The organism is Romboutsia sedimentorum (genome assembly GCF_030131845.1).
Lineage (GTDB): Bacteria > Bacillota > Clostridia > Peptostreptococcales > Peptostreptococcaceae > Romboutsia_D > Romboutsia_D sedimentorum.
On record NZ_JASKYM010000012.1, the window covers coordinates 1 to 15,800 of the forward strand.

17 protein-coding genes are annotated in these 15,800 nt (G+C 28.4%); 2 read left to right on the plus strand and 15 right to left on the minus strand.

Annotated elements, in window-relative coordinates:
- Window positions 1-296: 296 nt before the first annotated feature.
- The 14 genes from QOZ84_RS14880 to QOZ84_RS14945 all read right to left on the minus strand — a co-directional run bounded on the left by QOZ84_RS14880 (window position 297) and on the right by QOZ84_RS14945 (window position 13,877).
- Window positions 297-935 carry a glycoside hydrolase family 73 protein gene (locus QOZ84_RS14880; protein ID WP_284133722.1) on the minus strand — a complete coding sequence of 213 codons (639 nt, stop codon included), beginning with the start codon at window positions 933-935 and terminating at the stop codon, window positions 297-299.
- Window positions 936-1,105: 170 nt separating this feature from the next.
- On the minus strand, window positions 1,106-2,158 hold the full coding sequence (locus QOZ84_RS14885; RefSeq protein WP_284133723.1) for an ABC transporter substrate-binding protein: 1,053 nt from the start codon (window positions 2,156-2,158) through the stop codon (window positions 1,106-1,108).
- On the minus strand, window positions 2,158-2,832 hold the full coding sequence (locus QOZ84_RS14890) for an ABC transporter permease (RefSeq protein WP_331496605.1): 675 nt from the start codon (window positions 2,830-2,832) through the stop codon (window positions 2,158-2,160). Before QOZ84_RS14890 ends, QOZ84_RS14885 begins: the two co-directional genes overlap by 1 nt.
- Before the next feature lie 104 nt (window positions 2,833-2,936).
- Window positions 2,937-3,773 carry an ABC transporter permease gene (locus tag QOZ84_RS14895; protein ID WP_284133724.1) on the minus strand — a complete coding sequence of 279 codons (837 nt, stop codon included), beginning with the start codon at window positions 3,771-3,773 and terminating at the stop codon, window positions 2,937-2,939.
- 1 nt (window position 3,774) lies between these two features.
- Window positions 3,775-4,818 (minus strand): spermidine/putrescine ABC transporter ATP-binding protein, encoded by a 1,044-nt coding sequence (gene potA, locus QOZ84_RS14900; protein ID WP_026902028.1) that lies wholly within the window; start codon window positions 4,816-4,818, stop codon window positions 3,775-3,777.
- A gap of 17 nt (window positions 4,819-4,835) precedes the next feature.
- A complete protein-coding gene (locus QOZ84_RS14905) occupies window positions 4,836-5,375 on the minus strand; it encodes a helix-turn-helix domain-containing protein (RefSeq protein ID WP_026902029.1) in 540 nt (179 codons plus the stop codon).
- Between the two features lie 388 nt (window positions 5,376-5,763).
- Complete coding sequence (locus QOZ84_RS14910) at window positions 5,764-7,107, minus strand: MATE family efflux transporter (RefSeq protein ID WP_284133725.1); 1,344 nt, start codon at window positions 7,105-7,107, stop codon at window positions 5,764-5,766.
- Window positions 7,108-7,118: 11 nt separating this feature from the next.
- Entirely contained in the window at window positions 7,119-7,901 is a 783-nt protein-coding gene (locus tag QOZ84_RS14915) for an ABC transporter ATP-binding protein (protein WP_026902031.1), read from the minus strand.
- Between the two features lie 15 nt (window positions 7,902-7,916).
- Window positions 7,917-8,930: a FecCD family ABC transporter permease gene (locus QOZ84_RS14920; protein ID WP_284133726.1), complete on the minus strand. Its 1,014-nt coding sequence runs from the start codon at window positions 8,928-8,930 to the stop codon at window positions 7,917-7,919.
- A 3-nt stretch (window positions 8,931-8,933) separates the two neighbouring features.
- Entirely contained in the window at window positions 8,934-9,947 is a 1,014-nt protein-coding gene (locus QOZ84_RS14925; protein ID WP_284133727.1) for a FecCD family ABC transporter permease, read from the minus strand.
- A 139-nt stretch (window positions 9,948-10,086) separates the two neighbouring features.
- The gene (locus QOZ84_RS14930; protein WP_284133728.1) at window positions 10,087-11,025 is read right to left on the minus strand and encodes an ABC transporter substrate-binding protein; all 939 of its coding nucleotides are present in this window, start codon (window positions 11,023-11,025) and stop codon (window positions 10,087-10,089) included.
- Between the two features lie 204 nt (window positions 11,026-11,229).
- Complete coding sequence (gene nagB / locus QOZ84_RS14935; RefSeq protein WP_284133729.1) at window positions 11,230-11,979, minus strand: glucosamine-6-phosphate deaminase; 750 nt, start codon at window positions 11,977-11,979, stop codon at window positions 11,230-11,232.
- Between the two features lie 21 nt (window positions 11,980-12,000).
- Entirely contained in the window at window positions 12,001-13,131 is a 1,131-nt protein-coding gene (gene nagA, locus QOZ84_RS14940) for an N-acetylglucosamine-6-phosphate deacetylase (protein WP_284133730.1), read from the minus strand.
- An 11-nt stretch (window positions 13,132-13,142) separates the two neighbouring features.
- Window positions 13,143-13,877, minus strand: coding sequence for a GntR family transcriptional regulator (locus tag QOZ84_RS14945; protein ID WP_284133731.1), 735 nt, complete (start codon window positions 13,875-13,877; stop codon window positions 13,143-13,145).
- A 186-nt stretch (window positions 13,878-14,063) separates the two neighbouring features.
- Here QOZ84_RS14945 and QOZ84_RS14950 point away from each other — a divergent pair, with 186 nt between their 5' ends.
- Window positions 14,064-14,903, plus strand: a complete 840-nt coding sequence (locus QOZ84_RS14950; protein WP_284133732.1) for a CvfB family protein — start codon at window positions 14,064-14,066, stop codon at window positions 14,901-14,903.
- A 142-nt stretch (window positions 14,904-15,045) separates the two neighbouring features.
- Entirely contained in the window at window positions 15,046-15,258 is a 213-nt protein-coding gene (locus QOZ84_RS14955; RefSeq protein ID WP_284133733.1) for a DUF378 domain-containing protein, read from the plus strand.
- 50 nt (window positions 15,259-15,308) lie between these two features.
- Here the strand turns inward: QOZ84_RS14955 and ybaK are convergent, their stop codons facing one another.
- Window positions 15,309-15,788 carry a Cys-tRNA(Pro) deacylase gene (gene ybaK, locus QOZ84_RS14960; protein WP_284133734.1) on the minus strand — a complete coding sequence of 160 codons (480 nt, stop codon included), beginning with the start codon at window positions 15,786-15,788 and terminating at the stop codon, window positions 15,309-15,311.
- Window positions 15,789-15,800: the final 12 nt, after the last annotated feature.

Below are 15,800 nucleotides of genomic sequence, written 5' to 3' on the forward strand. Positions count from 1 at the left end.
ACTCTTAAATAAAAGTTTATCTAGGGCTCAGATACTGTTATATATCTGGCTTTATGTTTCTTGGTTGTTTCAAATTCTATAAATTAACCTACTGTTTAATTTTCAAAGTTCTTTTGTACTCCTCTTGAGTACTTTATAATATTATCACGCCTAAAAAAATAAGTCAACACTTTTTATATTTTTTTGTAATAATTTGAAAATAATTAGTTCTTTCAAATATATATTAACCATTTATTTAATTTTAATTCATATTTTATATAGCTAAATAATAGTATATTTTCAATACTATTATTTAGCTATAATTTACTATCTAGTTCTTGTAAATTATATTTTTCTATTAACTGTATTAACATATTTGCATACATCAACTCCCCTTTTTCATTTTTCTTAGTGCTATATCCAGCATCTTGAAGAGCTTTTGCTTGTTTCTTATAGTCCCTAGCCTTAAACACTCCATTTTTTTCATATCGTTGATTCTCAACTAAAAATTTAGCATGATCTTCTATAGAACTTTCTAAACTATCATATTTACGAAACTTAGCTTTTATTTTGTCATCATAATTTTCAGATGTTATTGCTTCTACATATTCACCTTTCCAACGACTATCAGCTTTTATTCCAAATAAGTTATTGCTATTTTTAGTTAATTCAGATTCTCCCCATCCTGATTCAAGTATTGCCTGTGCTATTGTTATTGATGGGAATATTTCATATTGTCTATAACTTTTTTTAGCGCCCTTTTCTACTTTGTTTATAAAATCAATTTTACTATTCTCTGTATATATTTCTTTTGATTCATTTGTATTTTTTATGTAATTAACTATATTTAAAATTACACTTATACTTATAATTACACAAACCACACTTCCAATTTTTTTAATATTTTTTTTCATTTTTTTATATCTGCCTAGATGTTTAAGCTTTTTTCTCCCCATCACTTCCTCCTAATATTTTTCTACTATTATTATATTACTGTAATATAATAATATCTTCTATTGATTTTTTTATTTCTATATTTATACGCAAAAATAACATTACATAGTATTTTAATGTCATTATATTTTTCCAATAAAAAAAGAGTAGAAATCTATCTACTCTTTTTTGTTTATTTAGATTTTAACTCAATCCACGCTCTATCATATATTTTTATATTTGAGCCTATATCTATAAAAGTTTCACTTTTCTCTAATATATCTTTTGATGGATATGCTACTTTATTATCAGTTATTTCTTTATCCAATAATTTTAAAGCTCCTGTATTAGGTATAGAATAACCTATATACTCAGCATTTACTTTTGCATTTTCCGGGTCTAATAAAAAGTTTATAAACATTTCAGATTCTTTTTTATTTTGAGCTGTTTTAGGTATACACATAGCATCTACCCATTTATTAGTACCTTCTTTAGGTATAGCGTATCTTAGATTTGGGTTTTGATCCATTAAAGTTACTGCATCTCCAGAGTAAATTATACCCATAGCTACTTCTTCAGCTAAAAGTCTATCCTTACCTTCATCATTTACATAAGCCATAACTAAATCTTTTTGTTTCATTAGAAGTTCTTTGGCTTCATTAACTTCTTTTGGATTAGTTGTATTGATACTATAACCTAATTTTTTCAAGGCAATTCCCATAGTATCTCTAACTGAATCAAACATCATTATATTACCCCTATATTTAGGGTTCCATAATATATCCCAACTGTCTACAGGATCTTTTACCAACTTTGTATTATATAATATACCAAAAGTTCCCCACATATAAGGTACACTGTATTCATTATTTTTATCATATATAGGATTTAAAAAACTTTTATCTATATATTCTAAGTTAGGTATACTTTTAAAATCTATTTTTTGAAGAAGATTTTCACTATTCATTTTTTCAACCATATAATCTGATGGAAAAACTAAATCATAGTTAGTACTTCCACTTTTAACTTTTTGATACATCATTTCATTAGTATCATAGGTTTCATAAAGTACATCTATGCCAGTCTCATCTTCAAACTTAGTTATAAGTTCTTCATCTATATAATCTCCGACATTATATACATTAAGAACCTTCGTCGAATCACTAGATTTGTTACATCCTGTCATCATACCTATAATCAATGCACCTATAGTCAAAAGTGCTACTATTTTTTTAGATATATTCATTATTTATCACCTCTTACTATAGATTGCTTCTTATTAGATAGTAAAAGCAATCCTAAAACTGTAACAAACATTATAGTTGATAATGCGTTTATTTCAGGTTTTATACCTCTTCTAGCCATTCCATAGATTTCTATAGAAAGATTACTAACTCCATTTCCTGTATTGAAAAAACTTATTATAAAATCATCTACAGACATAGTAAAGGCAATTAAAAACCCTGATACTATTCCAGGTTTAATTTGAGGTAATATTACTTTTCTAAGGGCATACATTGGAGTTGCTCCTAAATCTAGAGCTGCTTCTTCTATATTTTGAGGCATTTGCTTTATCTTAGGAAGCACCGATAATATAACATAAGGTATGTTAAACATTATATGAGCCAAAAGCATTGTAGTAAAACCAAACTCAATATTTATAAATGCGAATAAACTCATAAGTGCAACTGCTGTTACTATATCTGGATTTAATACTGGAAGATAGTTAACATTTAAAATCAACTTTCTTCGTTTTGATTTCATCTTGTGTATACCGATAGCACTAATAGTTCCTATAATTGTAGCTATTACAGATGAAAGTATTGCAACTACAATAGTATAATAAAGAGCACTCATAATACTTTCATTATGAATCAATCTTTCGTACCACTTGAAAGTAAATCCGCCCCAGCGAGCCATTGATTTAGAATCATTGAAAGAAAATACAACTAGTGCAAATATTGGTGCATATAAAAATAAAAATACTAAAAATAAATATATATTAGAAACCCATTTCTTTAACTTTAAAATAATAACCCACCGCCTTCTTTGTCAGATTCATCTTCGAATTTAGACATAACAGCCATAGATATAAGTATTACTATCATCATAAATATAGATACTGCAGACCCAAAGTTCCAATCACCTACTGTTGTGAATTGTTGTTCTATTAAATCTCCAAGTAGCATAAACTTTCCTCCACCTAACAGTCTTGATATTGCAAATGTAGTAACAGCTGGCATAAATACCATTGTTATTCCAGATACAACCCCAGGCAAACTAAGAGGGAATATAACTTTAGTAAATACTTGCAAACTGTTAGCACCTAAATCACGCGCTGCATTAACTAAATCATCATCCATTTTTGATAATGAAGTGTATATTGGTAAGACCATAAATGGTAAAAAATTGTAAACCATACCAAGCAATATTGCAAAATTAGTATATAATATTGCTACTGGCTCTACTCCAAATATACCTAAGAATGAATTTAGCAATCCATTTTTACCAAGTATAGCTACCCATGCATATGTTCTTAAAAGAAAATTCATCCACATAGGAAGTATGAATAGTAATATCAACGTTCCTCTTTTACTTATATGTGCTTTTGAAATTATATAAGCTACTGGGTATCCAACTATAAGGCATATTAAAGTTGATGCTCCAGCTAACATAATAGATCTAAAGAATACTTTTAAGTATATCGGATCCATTAATTCTTTATAGTTTGCTAAAGAAAATACTTGTTTTCCATCTACTTCTACTGTAAAACTAAAAATCACTACTAATATTAAAGGGATTATTATAAATATCGCACTCCATATAACATATGGATATGCTAAGATAGATTTTTTCTTCATGTTAGTTTTTCTCTTTTCTCATTATATGGATATCTTCTGGATATATATCCATGCCTAGTTGTGAACCGACTTCTGCATTTTTAGTGTTGTGAAGTATCCACTTTCTATCATTTTCTTTCACTTCTATTTCGTAATGAACTCCTTTAAATACTGTAGATGTAACTATTCCCTTTAACATGCCGTGTTGTGGTTCAACCATTTTAATATCTTCTGGTCTTATTACAACTTCAATATTTTCATTTTTTTCAAAACCTTTATCTACACAATCAAACTTAGTATTACAAAACTCTACTTTAAAGTCTTCATGCATTATTCCATCAAATATATTACTTTCTCCTATAAATCTAGCTACAAATGAGTTTTCAGGTTCATTATATATATCTTGCGGACTTCCCATTTGTTGTATTTTACCTTTATTTATTACTATTATTGTATCCGACATGCTAAGAGCTTCTTCTTGGTCATGAGTTACAAATATAAATGTTATTCCAAGTTTTTGTTGCATTCTCTTTAACTCTAATTGCATTTCTTGTCTTAATTTTAAGTCCAAGGCTCCTAAAGGTTCATCTAATAAAAGAACTTTTGGTTCATTAACTAAAGCTCTCGCTATAGCTATTCTTTGTTGTTGACCTCCACTTAAAGAATCAACTTTTCTATTTTCTTTGCCTTCTAGTGCAACTAGCTTTAACATTTCTCTTACTTTTTTATCTATTTGATCTTTAGGCATTTTCTTTATTTTTAGCCCAAAAGCAATATTTTCATATACATTCATATGTGGAAATAAAGCATACTTTTGGAATACTGTATTTACTGGTCTTTGATGTGGCGAAAGGTTACTTATATTCTTTTCTTCAAATAAAACTTTTCCATCATCTGCATATTCAAATCCAGCTATTATCTTTAATATCGTAGTTTTCCCACATCCACTTGGTCCTAGAAGTGTAAAAAACTCATTTTTCTTTATATCTAATGATAAATTATCTAAAACTGTTAAATCATCATATGTTTTAGATAGATTTTTTAATTCTATTATATTTTCGCTCAATTATTAACACCTCTTTCCTAAAATGACGGCGGGGTACTAACCCAAATTACTTTTGCAGTTGTTTTGCCTGCATTTGATATATAATGATTCGCCCTTGGTTTAAAATAGAAACTTTCACCTTTTCTCACTTTATTTTTTTTATCTCCTATATAAACATATACAGATCCCGTCAATACATAACCGAATTCCTCACCTTCATGAGGTTTTTCTTCTTTATATTGCCCACCTGGATATAAAGTTATTATTACAGGTTCCATTTCATTTTTTTGAGAATTTGGTATCAACCATTTAAAAGTATATTTTAAATCTTCGTCCTCAGTCTCAAACATATCCTCTTTTGTGAATGAAATTCTTTCATCATCTATTTCATTAAAAAACTCCCTTAGATTTGTACCTAATATTTCAAGTATATCTATAAGGGTAGCTATGGATGGTGAAGTTAAATTATTTTCTAATTGAGATATAAATCCTTTTGATAATTCACATCTATTGGCCAGTTCTTCTTGAGTTAGTTGCTTTTCTATTCTCATTCGTTTTATTTTCTCACCAATTTCCACAATTCCACCTCCTATTTTTTTGTTATTATAACTAAACAATATGTTTAAAATATGTAAACAACAAAACCTATTATATAAAATTTGGCACTATAATTCAAGAGTTTTTAAATATTTTTTATTTTTTATTTATAGTGTTAATTCTAGTATTTTAAAGAGTTTGTACTAGTTGATCAATTATATGTGTTTATATTAATATTAAAAAAGTTTAGTATGTCTAATTTTTATAAATCAATTTTCAATTTATATAAATTACTTTTTATATTAATTTAATTTCACATTATTTAGATTTTTTATAATCTAAATTACCAAAATAAAGTTTATAATTATAAATATAACTTCTACACAATGTAGATTTTTTATACTACGTTATTGTATAAAAATAGCACCTCTACAAAGAGATGCCATTTTTAAATTCTTTTATTAAAAATAAAATTACTATTATCACTGCAAGTATATCTGCTATTGGTTGTGATATCCATACTCCATCTAACTTCCATATTTTTGGTAAAATCAAAACTAATGGCGCTAATATTATAAACTGTCTAAGTAAAGTTAAAAACATAGACTTCTTAGTTTTTCCAACCGATTGAAAATATACTGGACCAACTATAGCTATTCCCACGATCGGAAGTGCAAATAAATTTATGTTTATTCCTTTTATAGCTAGTTTTATAAGCTCTTCATCTTCGGTAAATATTCCTATGAAAAATTCAGGGAATATTTTAATAGCCAAAAATCCAAAAGTTAAAATTCCTACAGACATTATCATAGCTAAAATTAGCGTTTTTTTAGCTCTATCATGCTGTTTAGCTCCATAGTTATAAGCTATTATAGTTTGCATACCTTGGCTTAATCCAAATACAGGCATCATAAATAAAAGCACTATAGATGTGATTGCCGTCATAGCTCCTATAGCAAGGTCCCCTCCATATACTCTAAGCGCCGTATTTGACAATACGTGTATTAAACTAGTTGTAAGTTCCATAGCAAAAGGTGCTAACCCTACTGCAATAATAATTTTTACTATTTTAAAATCTAGCTTAAGGTTATGCCTGTGTAATTTTAAAATAGATTTACCTTTTATAAAGTAGGTAAATACCCATATAGATATTATTATCTGAGATATTACAGTTGCTATAGCAGCACCTTTTATACCTAGTCCAAAAACAAATATAAATATCGGGTCTAAAATAAGATTTAGTATACATCCTACTACCATAGTTTTGGCTGCTAACTTAGGATTTCCTTCCGACCTTATAGCATTGTTCAAAGAAAATGATATTAAATTAAATGGCGTTCCTATATAAATAATACCTATATAATCTCTTGCATAAGAAATTGTATGTTTGCTTGCTCCAAACAAATAAAGTATCTTATCCATAAATAAAGTTCCAACTATCATTATTATCAAAGAGATAATAATAACTAGGACAAAGGTGTTTCCTAAAACTTTCTCAGCTTCATTTTTATTGCGTTGCCCAAGTTTTATAGATATATTGGTACTTCCTCCAACTGCAATTAACACTCCAAAGCCTACTATTAATGTAAATATTGGCATAGTTACTCCAAGACCTGATATAGCTAAAGCTCCTACCCCTTCAATAGATCCTATAAATGCTCGATCCACAGTATTATATAAAGAAGTAACCATCATTGCAATTATTGCAGGTATTGAGTATTTTATTAGTAAAGTCTCTATCTTTTCACTTTTTAAAGCCTCTTGATTTTCCATTTTTTCACCATTTATACCATATCATAAGTTATACATACTGGCCTTTGAGTTCTAGGGTCTTTAACTATTTCTGCGTCTATATTAAATAATTCCCTAAGATTTTCTTTTGTCATAACTTTATCCGCGCTACCTTCGCAAACTACACTTCCTTTTTTAACGCCTATCATATGGTCTGCAAATCTAGCTGCATTATTAAGTTCATGTATAACCATAACTATGGTTCTTCCTTCTTTTTTGTTTAAGTTTTCTAATAACTTTAATATCTCTAATTGATGAGCTAGGTCTAAATAAGTTGTTGGTTCATCTAATAAAAGTATATCTGTTTCTTGAGCTAGGGCCATAGCTATCCAAGCTCTTTGTCTTTGACCTCCTGATAAATCATCAATATCTCTATCTTTAAATTCAAGTATCCCCGTTACTTCTAAAGCCCATTTTACTATATCTTTATCTTCTTTCTTAGATTTTCCAAATCCACTTTGATGAGGAAATCTTCCATAAGATATAAGTTCCTCTACAGTTAATCCACTTGGAGCTTGAGGACTTTGAGGGAGTACCGCCATTTCTTTTGCAAGATCCTTTGGATTTTGGGTATGAATGTCTTTTTCATTCACATAAATATTTCCACTTTTAGGATTTATAATTCTACCTATAGTTTTTAATATTGTAGATTTACCACATCCATTTGCTCCGATTATGGTAGTTATCTTACCTTTAGGTATACTTAAATTAAGATTTTTTACAATATCTATATTTCCATAACTTATGTTCAAATTTTTTGTAGTTATACAGTTCATGCTCATTACCTCTTTCTAATTTGATAACATTAAATAAATAAAATACGGTACTCCTATTATAGAAACAACTATTCCTACAGGTATCTCTATAGGAGCTAATAAATTTCTTGAGATTGTATCTGAAATCAACAGCATTAATGTACCTATAAGTGCAGCTGTTGGTATAAGCTTTTTATGCTTAGGCCCTACTAATTTTCTAGCTATGTGAGGTGAAACCAGTCCTAAAAATGAAATACTTCCAGCTACTGATGTTGCAACCCCGGATAGTATAACAGCATATATTATTAATTTTCTTCTTTCTCTCTCAACTTTTATACCCAATCCGGTAGATATTTCATCACCTAAATTAAGTACATCTAAATATCTTGCTTTATAAATAGTCAATATCATAAACAATAATATAAAAGGTAGTACTGCTATTACATATTTCCAGCTACTTCCCCATATACTACCCGCTGTCCATGCCATTACTCTATTAAATTCTTGTGTTGTAAACTTTAACTGAAATATTGTTAAAATAGATGTAAATGCTATATTTATACCTATCCCAATTAGTAACAATCTAGATGAGCTAATGCCATCTTTCCATGCAAGTATGTATATTAAAAATGCTCCAAATAATGCTCCACAAAGTGCAACTATTGGCATTGTAAATATAGTCAAGTTGCTTATCCCGTCATACACATTTCCATTCATAAAATAAATATATATTACTACAAATAATGCTGCACCTGAGTTTATACCTAATATACCCGAGTCTGCTAGGTCATTTTTTGTAACACCTTGAAGTATTGTTCCTGCTATTGCTAATGCACTACCTACTAATATACCTATAACAATTCTTGGTAATCTCAATTTAAATATAGCAATTTCATAGTTTCTTTGCCCTTGTCCAAATAATGTTTTTATAACATCTTTAGGACTTATTGCAAATGAACCTAAGTTTAAACTAACTAAAAACGTTATAAATATTAAAGCCAGCAATATAACACTTATAAGTATAAATTTCTTATTTTTATTTATCTTCATAATTTATCTAGTTTCCTTTCTTACAAGATAGATAAACACCGGCACTCCTAAAAGTGCTGTTAATGAACCTATCGGAGTCTCATATGGTGGATTTATCATCCTCGCAATAATATCACTATAAACTAATAATACTGACCCTAATACTAACGAACAAGGAATTATGTATTTATAGTTTGCTCCCACTATTGCCTTTACAATTTGAGGTATTATAAGACCTACAAACACTATATTACCTGCTACGGCTACAGATGATCCTGCTAAAAGTATCACTATAATTAAACATATAAATCTTACTAAATTAGTTTTTTGACCCAAACCTATAGCTACTTCTTCACCTAAACTTAGTATTGTTATTTTCGGGGCCATTATCATAGATAAAATCGTAGTTGCTCCTCCAACTAAAAATAATAATTTAACACCTTCCCACTTTGCACTTGTTAGTCCTCCTGAAATCCAAAAACTTAATTGTTGAGATAAATTAAAGTACATTGAAACTGCAGTTGCTAAAGAAACTAATAAAGTTCCTAGTGCCGTACCTGCTAATGCAAGTTTAACCGGATCTACTTTACCTCTTGATTTAGAACTTACAAAATAAACTAATATACCGCTTATACTAGCTCCTAAAAATGCAAATAACATTAATCCAAAACTACCTAATGCAAATCCAGGTACTAAAGTTTGTAAAACTAAAGCTATTGCTATTGTAAATGTTGCACCTTGAGTTATACCCATTACAGAAGGGTCTGCAATTGGGTTCCTAGTTATACCTTGCATTACAGCTCCAGAAACTGATAAAAAACCTCCAACCAGTGCTGCAGCTAATGCTCTTGGCAATCTTATATCTTTAATTATGCTTGTATTTATATCAACATCTGATGATAGCAAGCTTTTTATAGTTGTAGAAAAACTTATATCGTTAGCTCCTAAAGATATAGATAATAATAGTCCCGATATAAGCATAACTAAACCTATAAGTATTAATAAAAATGCCTTTTTCTTTTTACTTATATTAATCATTTTTTTCTCCTTTATTTCAACGTTCTTTCAATAACTTATTTTTATAAATATATTTTAATAATTTCATCAACTCTTACTTTATTAATAATAAAAATAGGTGTGAAAAATGTACAACATTATCCCACACCTAAATTATTAATTATTTTATTAAAGCGTCTTTAATTGATTCTAATAACATTTCTCTTCCTATTGGGTTATAACATTGTGTAAAGTATGGGCTAGCATCAAGTATTGTTACATTCCCGTCTTTTACTGCTCTTATTTTAGACCAAACACTACTATTTTCTAAGTCTTTTTTATCAGAATCAGTAGCAATTGCTATTATGTGATCTGCATCTATTTTAGTTAATCCCTCCATAGTAACTGTTGGTAATGTTATATTATCTTGAGCTGGCATATTTTTTGGTCTAGTTAATTTCATATCGTCATTAATCACTGTTCCTATACCTGCATTACTAAATACCATGAAGCTTCCTGAAGTAGATAAAACTGGTAAATATGACTTATTTCCATTTTTAGCTATTATTTCTTTGCCTAGTTTTTGTGCTTTTTCATCATAATTTTTTAGCCATTTATTTGCATCATCTTCTTGATTGAATAATTTTCCTGTATCTATTAATTTATTTCTCCAGTCATTTGCATAGTCTTTTACCATAACAACTGGTGCCATTTGTTTTAACTCATCATATATTTTTTCTTGTCTTTCATTCATTATTATTAAGTCTGGATTAACAGATAGTATTGCTTCCATATCCATTGTGTCCATCATAGAATGACCAACTATTTTAGATCCTTCTAACTTATCAGCTATGTATGATGAAAATTTATCTGTTTGATAAGAATCTACGTTAGCAGTTGCAACAGGCTTATGACCTAATATTAACAATTCTTCTGTAGACCCTGATATATCTACTATCTTCTTAGGATTTGCTGGTATTTCAACTTCCCCTTTTACACTTTGAACTTTTCTCATTTTATTACTTGAGCTTTCTTCTATATTTTTACTAGAGCATCCACTTAAAACACCTATCGCCAATATTGATGTTAAAAGTAAAGCTAATGATTTTCTTTTTCTCATGAACTTTCCTCCCAGTTGTTTTTTATTAATATTTGATATTAATTATCATTACTGTATCTTATTATATCACGTATATCTAATTAGTCAACATTTTTCATCGATTTTTTATCAAAATGATAATATATTTTTGATATAAATTTATATAAGCATAAAAAGGCTATGATGTATTATTTCCATCATAGCCTTTTTATATTTATATTTATGTTAAACTATTTTGTAATCTTCAGGTTTTAACTTACTTGCAGCTTCTTCATCTAATATTAAAACTATATCATTGTGAAATTGTAATATAGATGCAGGTACTTCTGGTACAACTTTACCATATACGGTATTATATATAGCTTGTGCTTTAGATTCTCCACAAGCTAGCAGCATTATCTTTCTAGCTTTAAATATAGAACCTGTTCCCATAGTTATTGCTTTTTTAGGTACATTTTCTTCTTTATCAAAAAATCTCGCATTAGCTTCTATAGTACTTTGTTTTAAATCTACTAGATGAGTCCCTCTTTCAAAGTTTATAGTAGGCTCATTGAATCCTATATGAGCATTGTGCCCGATTCCTAATACTTGTATATCTACGCCACCACAATCTTTTATACTTTTATCGTATCTTTCACATTCAGCTTCTACATCTTTAGCCATTCCATTTGGTATATTTATATTTTCCTTTGGTATATTTATATAATTAAATAGATTTTCTTTCATAAAATAATCATAACTTTGATTATTTTCTTTTGGCAAATTATAATATTCATCTAAATTGAAAGTTGATATTTCTGAAAAATCTATTTGTTTATCATTATACATTTTAACCAATTGCTTATACATTCCTACTGGTGTACTACCTGTTGCTAAACCTAAAACTGAATTTGGCTTTAATGTTACTTGGCTTAATATCATTTGAGCTGCTTTTTTGCTCATTTCATCATAATTTTTACATACTAATATTCTCATTGAATCAAACCCTCTCCTAACCTATTTTTTATAAATTATTTCCCCGTTATTTATACTCATATAGCAATTTAATTTTTCATCAAATATAGCTATATCTGCATCTTTACCTATTTCTAAACTACCTTTTTTATCATCTATTTTTATTGATTTTGCAGGATTTATAGACGCAAATTTTATAACCTTATTTATATCCAAATTTGTATTATTCATGAAATTATAAACCATCTTGTTAAGCGGCATAACACTTCCAGCTAGATTTCCACTTTCAAGTCTTGCTTGATTATCTTTTACTATGACCTTTTGACCGCCTAAAGAATATTCTCCATCATCTAAGCCTCCAGCCTCAATAGAATCAGTTATTAAAACTATTTTATCTTCGCCTTTGTTATTTAATATAAATTGGAACAAGTCCTTTAGTATATGTATCTCATCTGCTATCATTTCACAATATACATTAGTTGTAAGAGCTGCCCCTACTACACCAGGATCCCTATGATTTAATCCATTCATACCATTAAAAATATGAGTTATATTACTTGCACCTAAATTTATAGCTTCTCTAGCTTCTTCAAATGTAGCATTACTATGACCTATTGATAAAGCTATATCTGTATTTTTACGTATTTCTCTTGTAAATTCAAACTCTTTATCCGTTTCAGGTGCATAAGTAATAATCTTTATAACTTCATCATATTGCTTTATTAAATCATAACTTGGAGCTACTATAAATTGTGAATTTTGAGCTCCTTTATAATCATTATTTATAAACGGACCTTCTAAATGAGCACCTAAAATTTGTGAACCTTTTATTTTATTATTCATACAATCTTTTATTGATTTTAATGCATTATTTATCAATTCTTCATCCATAGTCATTGTTGTTGGTAGAAAAGATGTAACTCCATGTCTTGCTATGGACTTAGCTATAGTAGTTAGTGATTCTTCACTACCATCCATAGTATCTTTTCCCATATTTCCATGTATATGTATATCTATTAATCCAGGAGTAACAAATTTCCCTTTAGCATCAATTATTTCACATTCGTTAGGTACTTCATTAGCTATATCTACTATTTTATTGTCAAATATCAAAACCTTATTTTGTAAAATCTGATTTTCTAAAACTATTTTTCCATTGATTATGCATTTCATACTATAGCCTCCTACTCACTTAATATTATTTCATATTGATACTTATCGCTTCTAAATATTGATATAGTGTATTCTATAGGCTGACCTTCTATGGTATATGAATTTCTTTGAAGTTTAAGTGCTAATGCTCCTTCTTCTGCGCCTAATATATTGCACTCTTCTTCTGACATAATTATAGGTTCTATAACCTGTTCTGCTCTTTGTATTTTATAATTATAGTCTTCGCTTAACATCTTATATAACGAATTGTTATCTAACATTCTTTTAGTAAAACCTTTGCATGCATCTTCTGATAAATATACTGTTTCTATACCCAAAGGCTCACTCTCTATATATCTTAATCTAACTACTTTATAAACATTAGTTTCTTCACTAATTATTTGTAATTTTCTTTTTATTAATTCACTAGGAACTTCCATTTCAAAAGATAATATATCTGTTTTTATCTTAATTCCTTTTTCTTTCATTACATCTGTAAAACCTTTAACATTAGAAAATTGATATTTCTTTTTGTTTTTCGCTACAAATGTTCCTTTTCCTTGAACTCTATACAAAAGACCATCTGATACTAATCCTACTATAGCTTTATTAACAGTCATACGGCTAACATTTTGTAAACTACACAATTCTCTCTCTGGCATTATCGAATCGCCCTCTTTAAGTTGTCCATCATTTATCATTTTTTTTATTATTGAACTAAGTTGAATGTGTAGAGGTATTGTACTATTTTTATTTATTTTTTCCATATTTTCCACCAATCTTTATATGGTATATACCTTTTGGTATATACCAATTATACACTATTTTTATAATCATTTTCAATAGTTTCTAGCTATTTTGCATAAAATATTTGTATGTTATATATCCTGTATGTATGGTATTATATTAAATTATAACCATTAACAATAATTAGAATTAAGGAGATGCAAAATTTGATAAAAATAGGCGATTTTAACAAACTTGAAGTAAAAAGAAAAACTGATTTCGGTTACTTCTTAGATGCTCAAACAGGAGATACTAAGGATGATGTATTACTTCACAACAGATTACTTAACAAAAACAAAATTGAAGTTGGAGATGTAGTAGATGCTTTCATATATAAAGATTCTGAAGGTAGACCTTCTGCAACTTTAGTAACACCAAAAGGAAAGGTAGATGAAATAGCTTACCTAAAAGTTGTTGCACATACTGCAATCGGAAGTTTTATAGATATCGGACTTCAAAAGGATATATTAGTTCCTTTTAAAGCTAAAACTTATGAATTAGAAAAAGGTGCTAGATATTTATTCCACATATATTTAGATAAAACTGGAAGACTAGCAGCTACTACTGATATAGATGCACATCTTACTACAGATCACAGTTACAATATCGGTGATAATGTTACAGGTATAGTTTACGGTTTCCAAACAAATAATTCAGCAATGATTTGTATTGATAATAAGTATGCAGGAGTTATACTTCATAACGAATACTTTACAGAATTAAAAATAGGTGAAGAGTTAAACTTAAACATTATAAAAATATATGAAGACGGTAAACTAGGTCTTTCTCCTAGACAAGGTAGAAAAGAAGAGTTAGATGTTCTTGAAACTGCAATAATGAGTTATCTTGAAGGTGCCGATGGACATATGAGATTTAACGATAAAACTTCTCCTGAAGAAATATCTACAGTTTTTAACACTAGTAAAAAGAATTTCAAACGTGCTCTTGGTGTATTAATGAAAAAAGGATTAATAATTCAAGATGAAAACGGAACTAATTTAAAATAATTAATACACAAATGGGTTATCTCTAGCTTTGAGATAACCCATTTTTTAATATAATTATATTTTTTAACAATTATGAATTAAAATGTAATATTTGTAAATAATAGTAAGATAAGATAAATAATTTTATAGGAGGATTTTTTAAATGGAAATAATTTATAATATAGGTGTTATTCTTGTTTTAATAGGAGCAATTAACTGGGGCTTAGTTGCAATAGCTCAATTTGATTTAGTTGCAGCTTTATTTGCTGGCTCAGGTAAATTTGGAAATATAAGTGGTTTAAGCAGATTTATTTATGGATTAGTTGGTATATCAGCTATCTATGTAGGAACTCAATACTTTCTTACTATGATGTAATTAATTTTTCACTAACAATAAAAGGAGGACCATGATCCTCCTTTTATTGTTTAACTTATAATATTTTCAAACTCATTATTTACTATACTCTGCAAATCCATTGGTGAAAGCTCTACTTGATATCCTATTTTTCCAGCACTAACTATAATAGTTTCTAAATTTTTTGCACTTTCATTTATAAAAGTTTTATAAGCTTTTTTCATCCCTATAGGTGAACATCCACCTCTTATATACCCTGTTATTTTATTTATATCATTCACACTAATCATTTCAATATTTTTCTCTTTTGCTACTTTTGCACCTTTTTTTAAATCTAAATGCTCATTAACTGGGATCACATATACATATATAGTTTTACTAGAACCCATAGCTACTAATGTTTTGTAAACTACACTAACATCTTTTCCTATATTACTAGCTACCTCTACCCCGTCAATATGATCCCCTTTTTTTACATTATAGCAATGTACATCATATTTAATTTTTTTAGAATCCAAAATTCTCATTGCATTTGTTTTTATATTTGTCATAAAACATCCCTC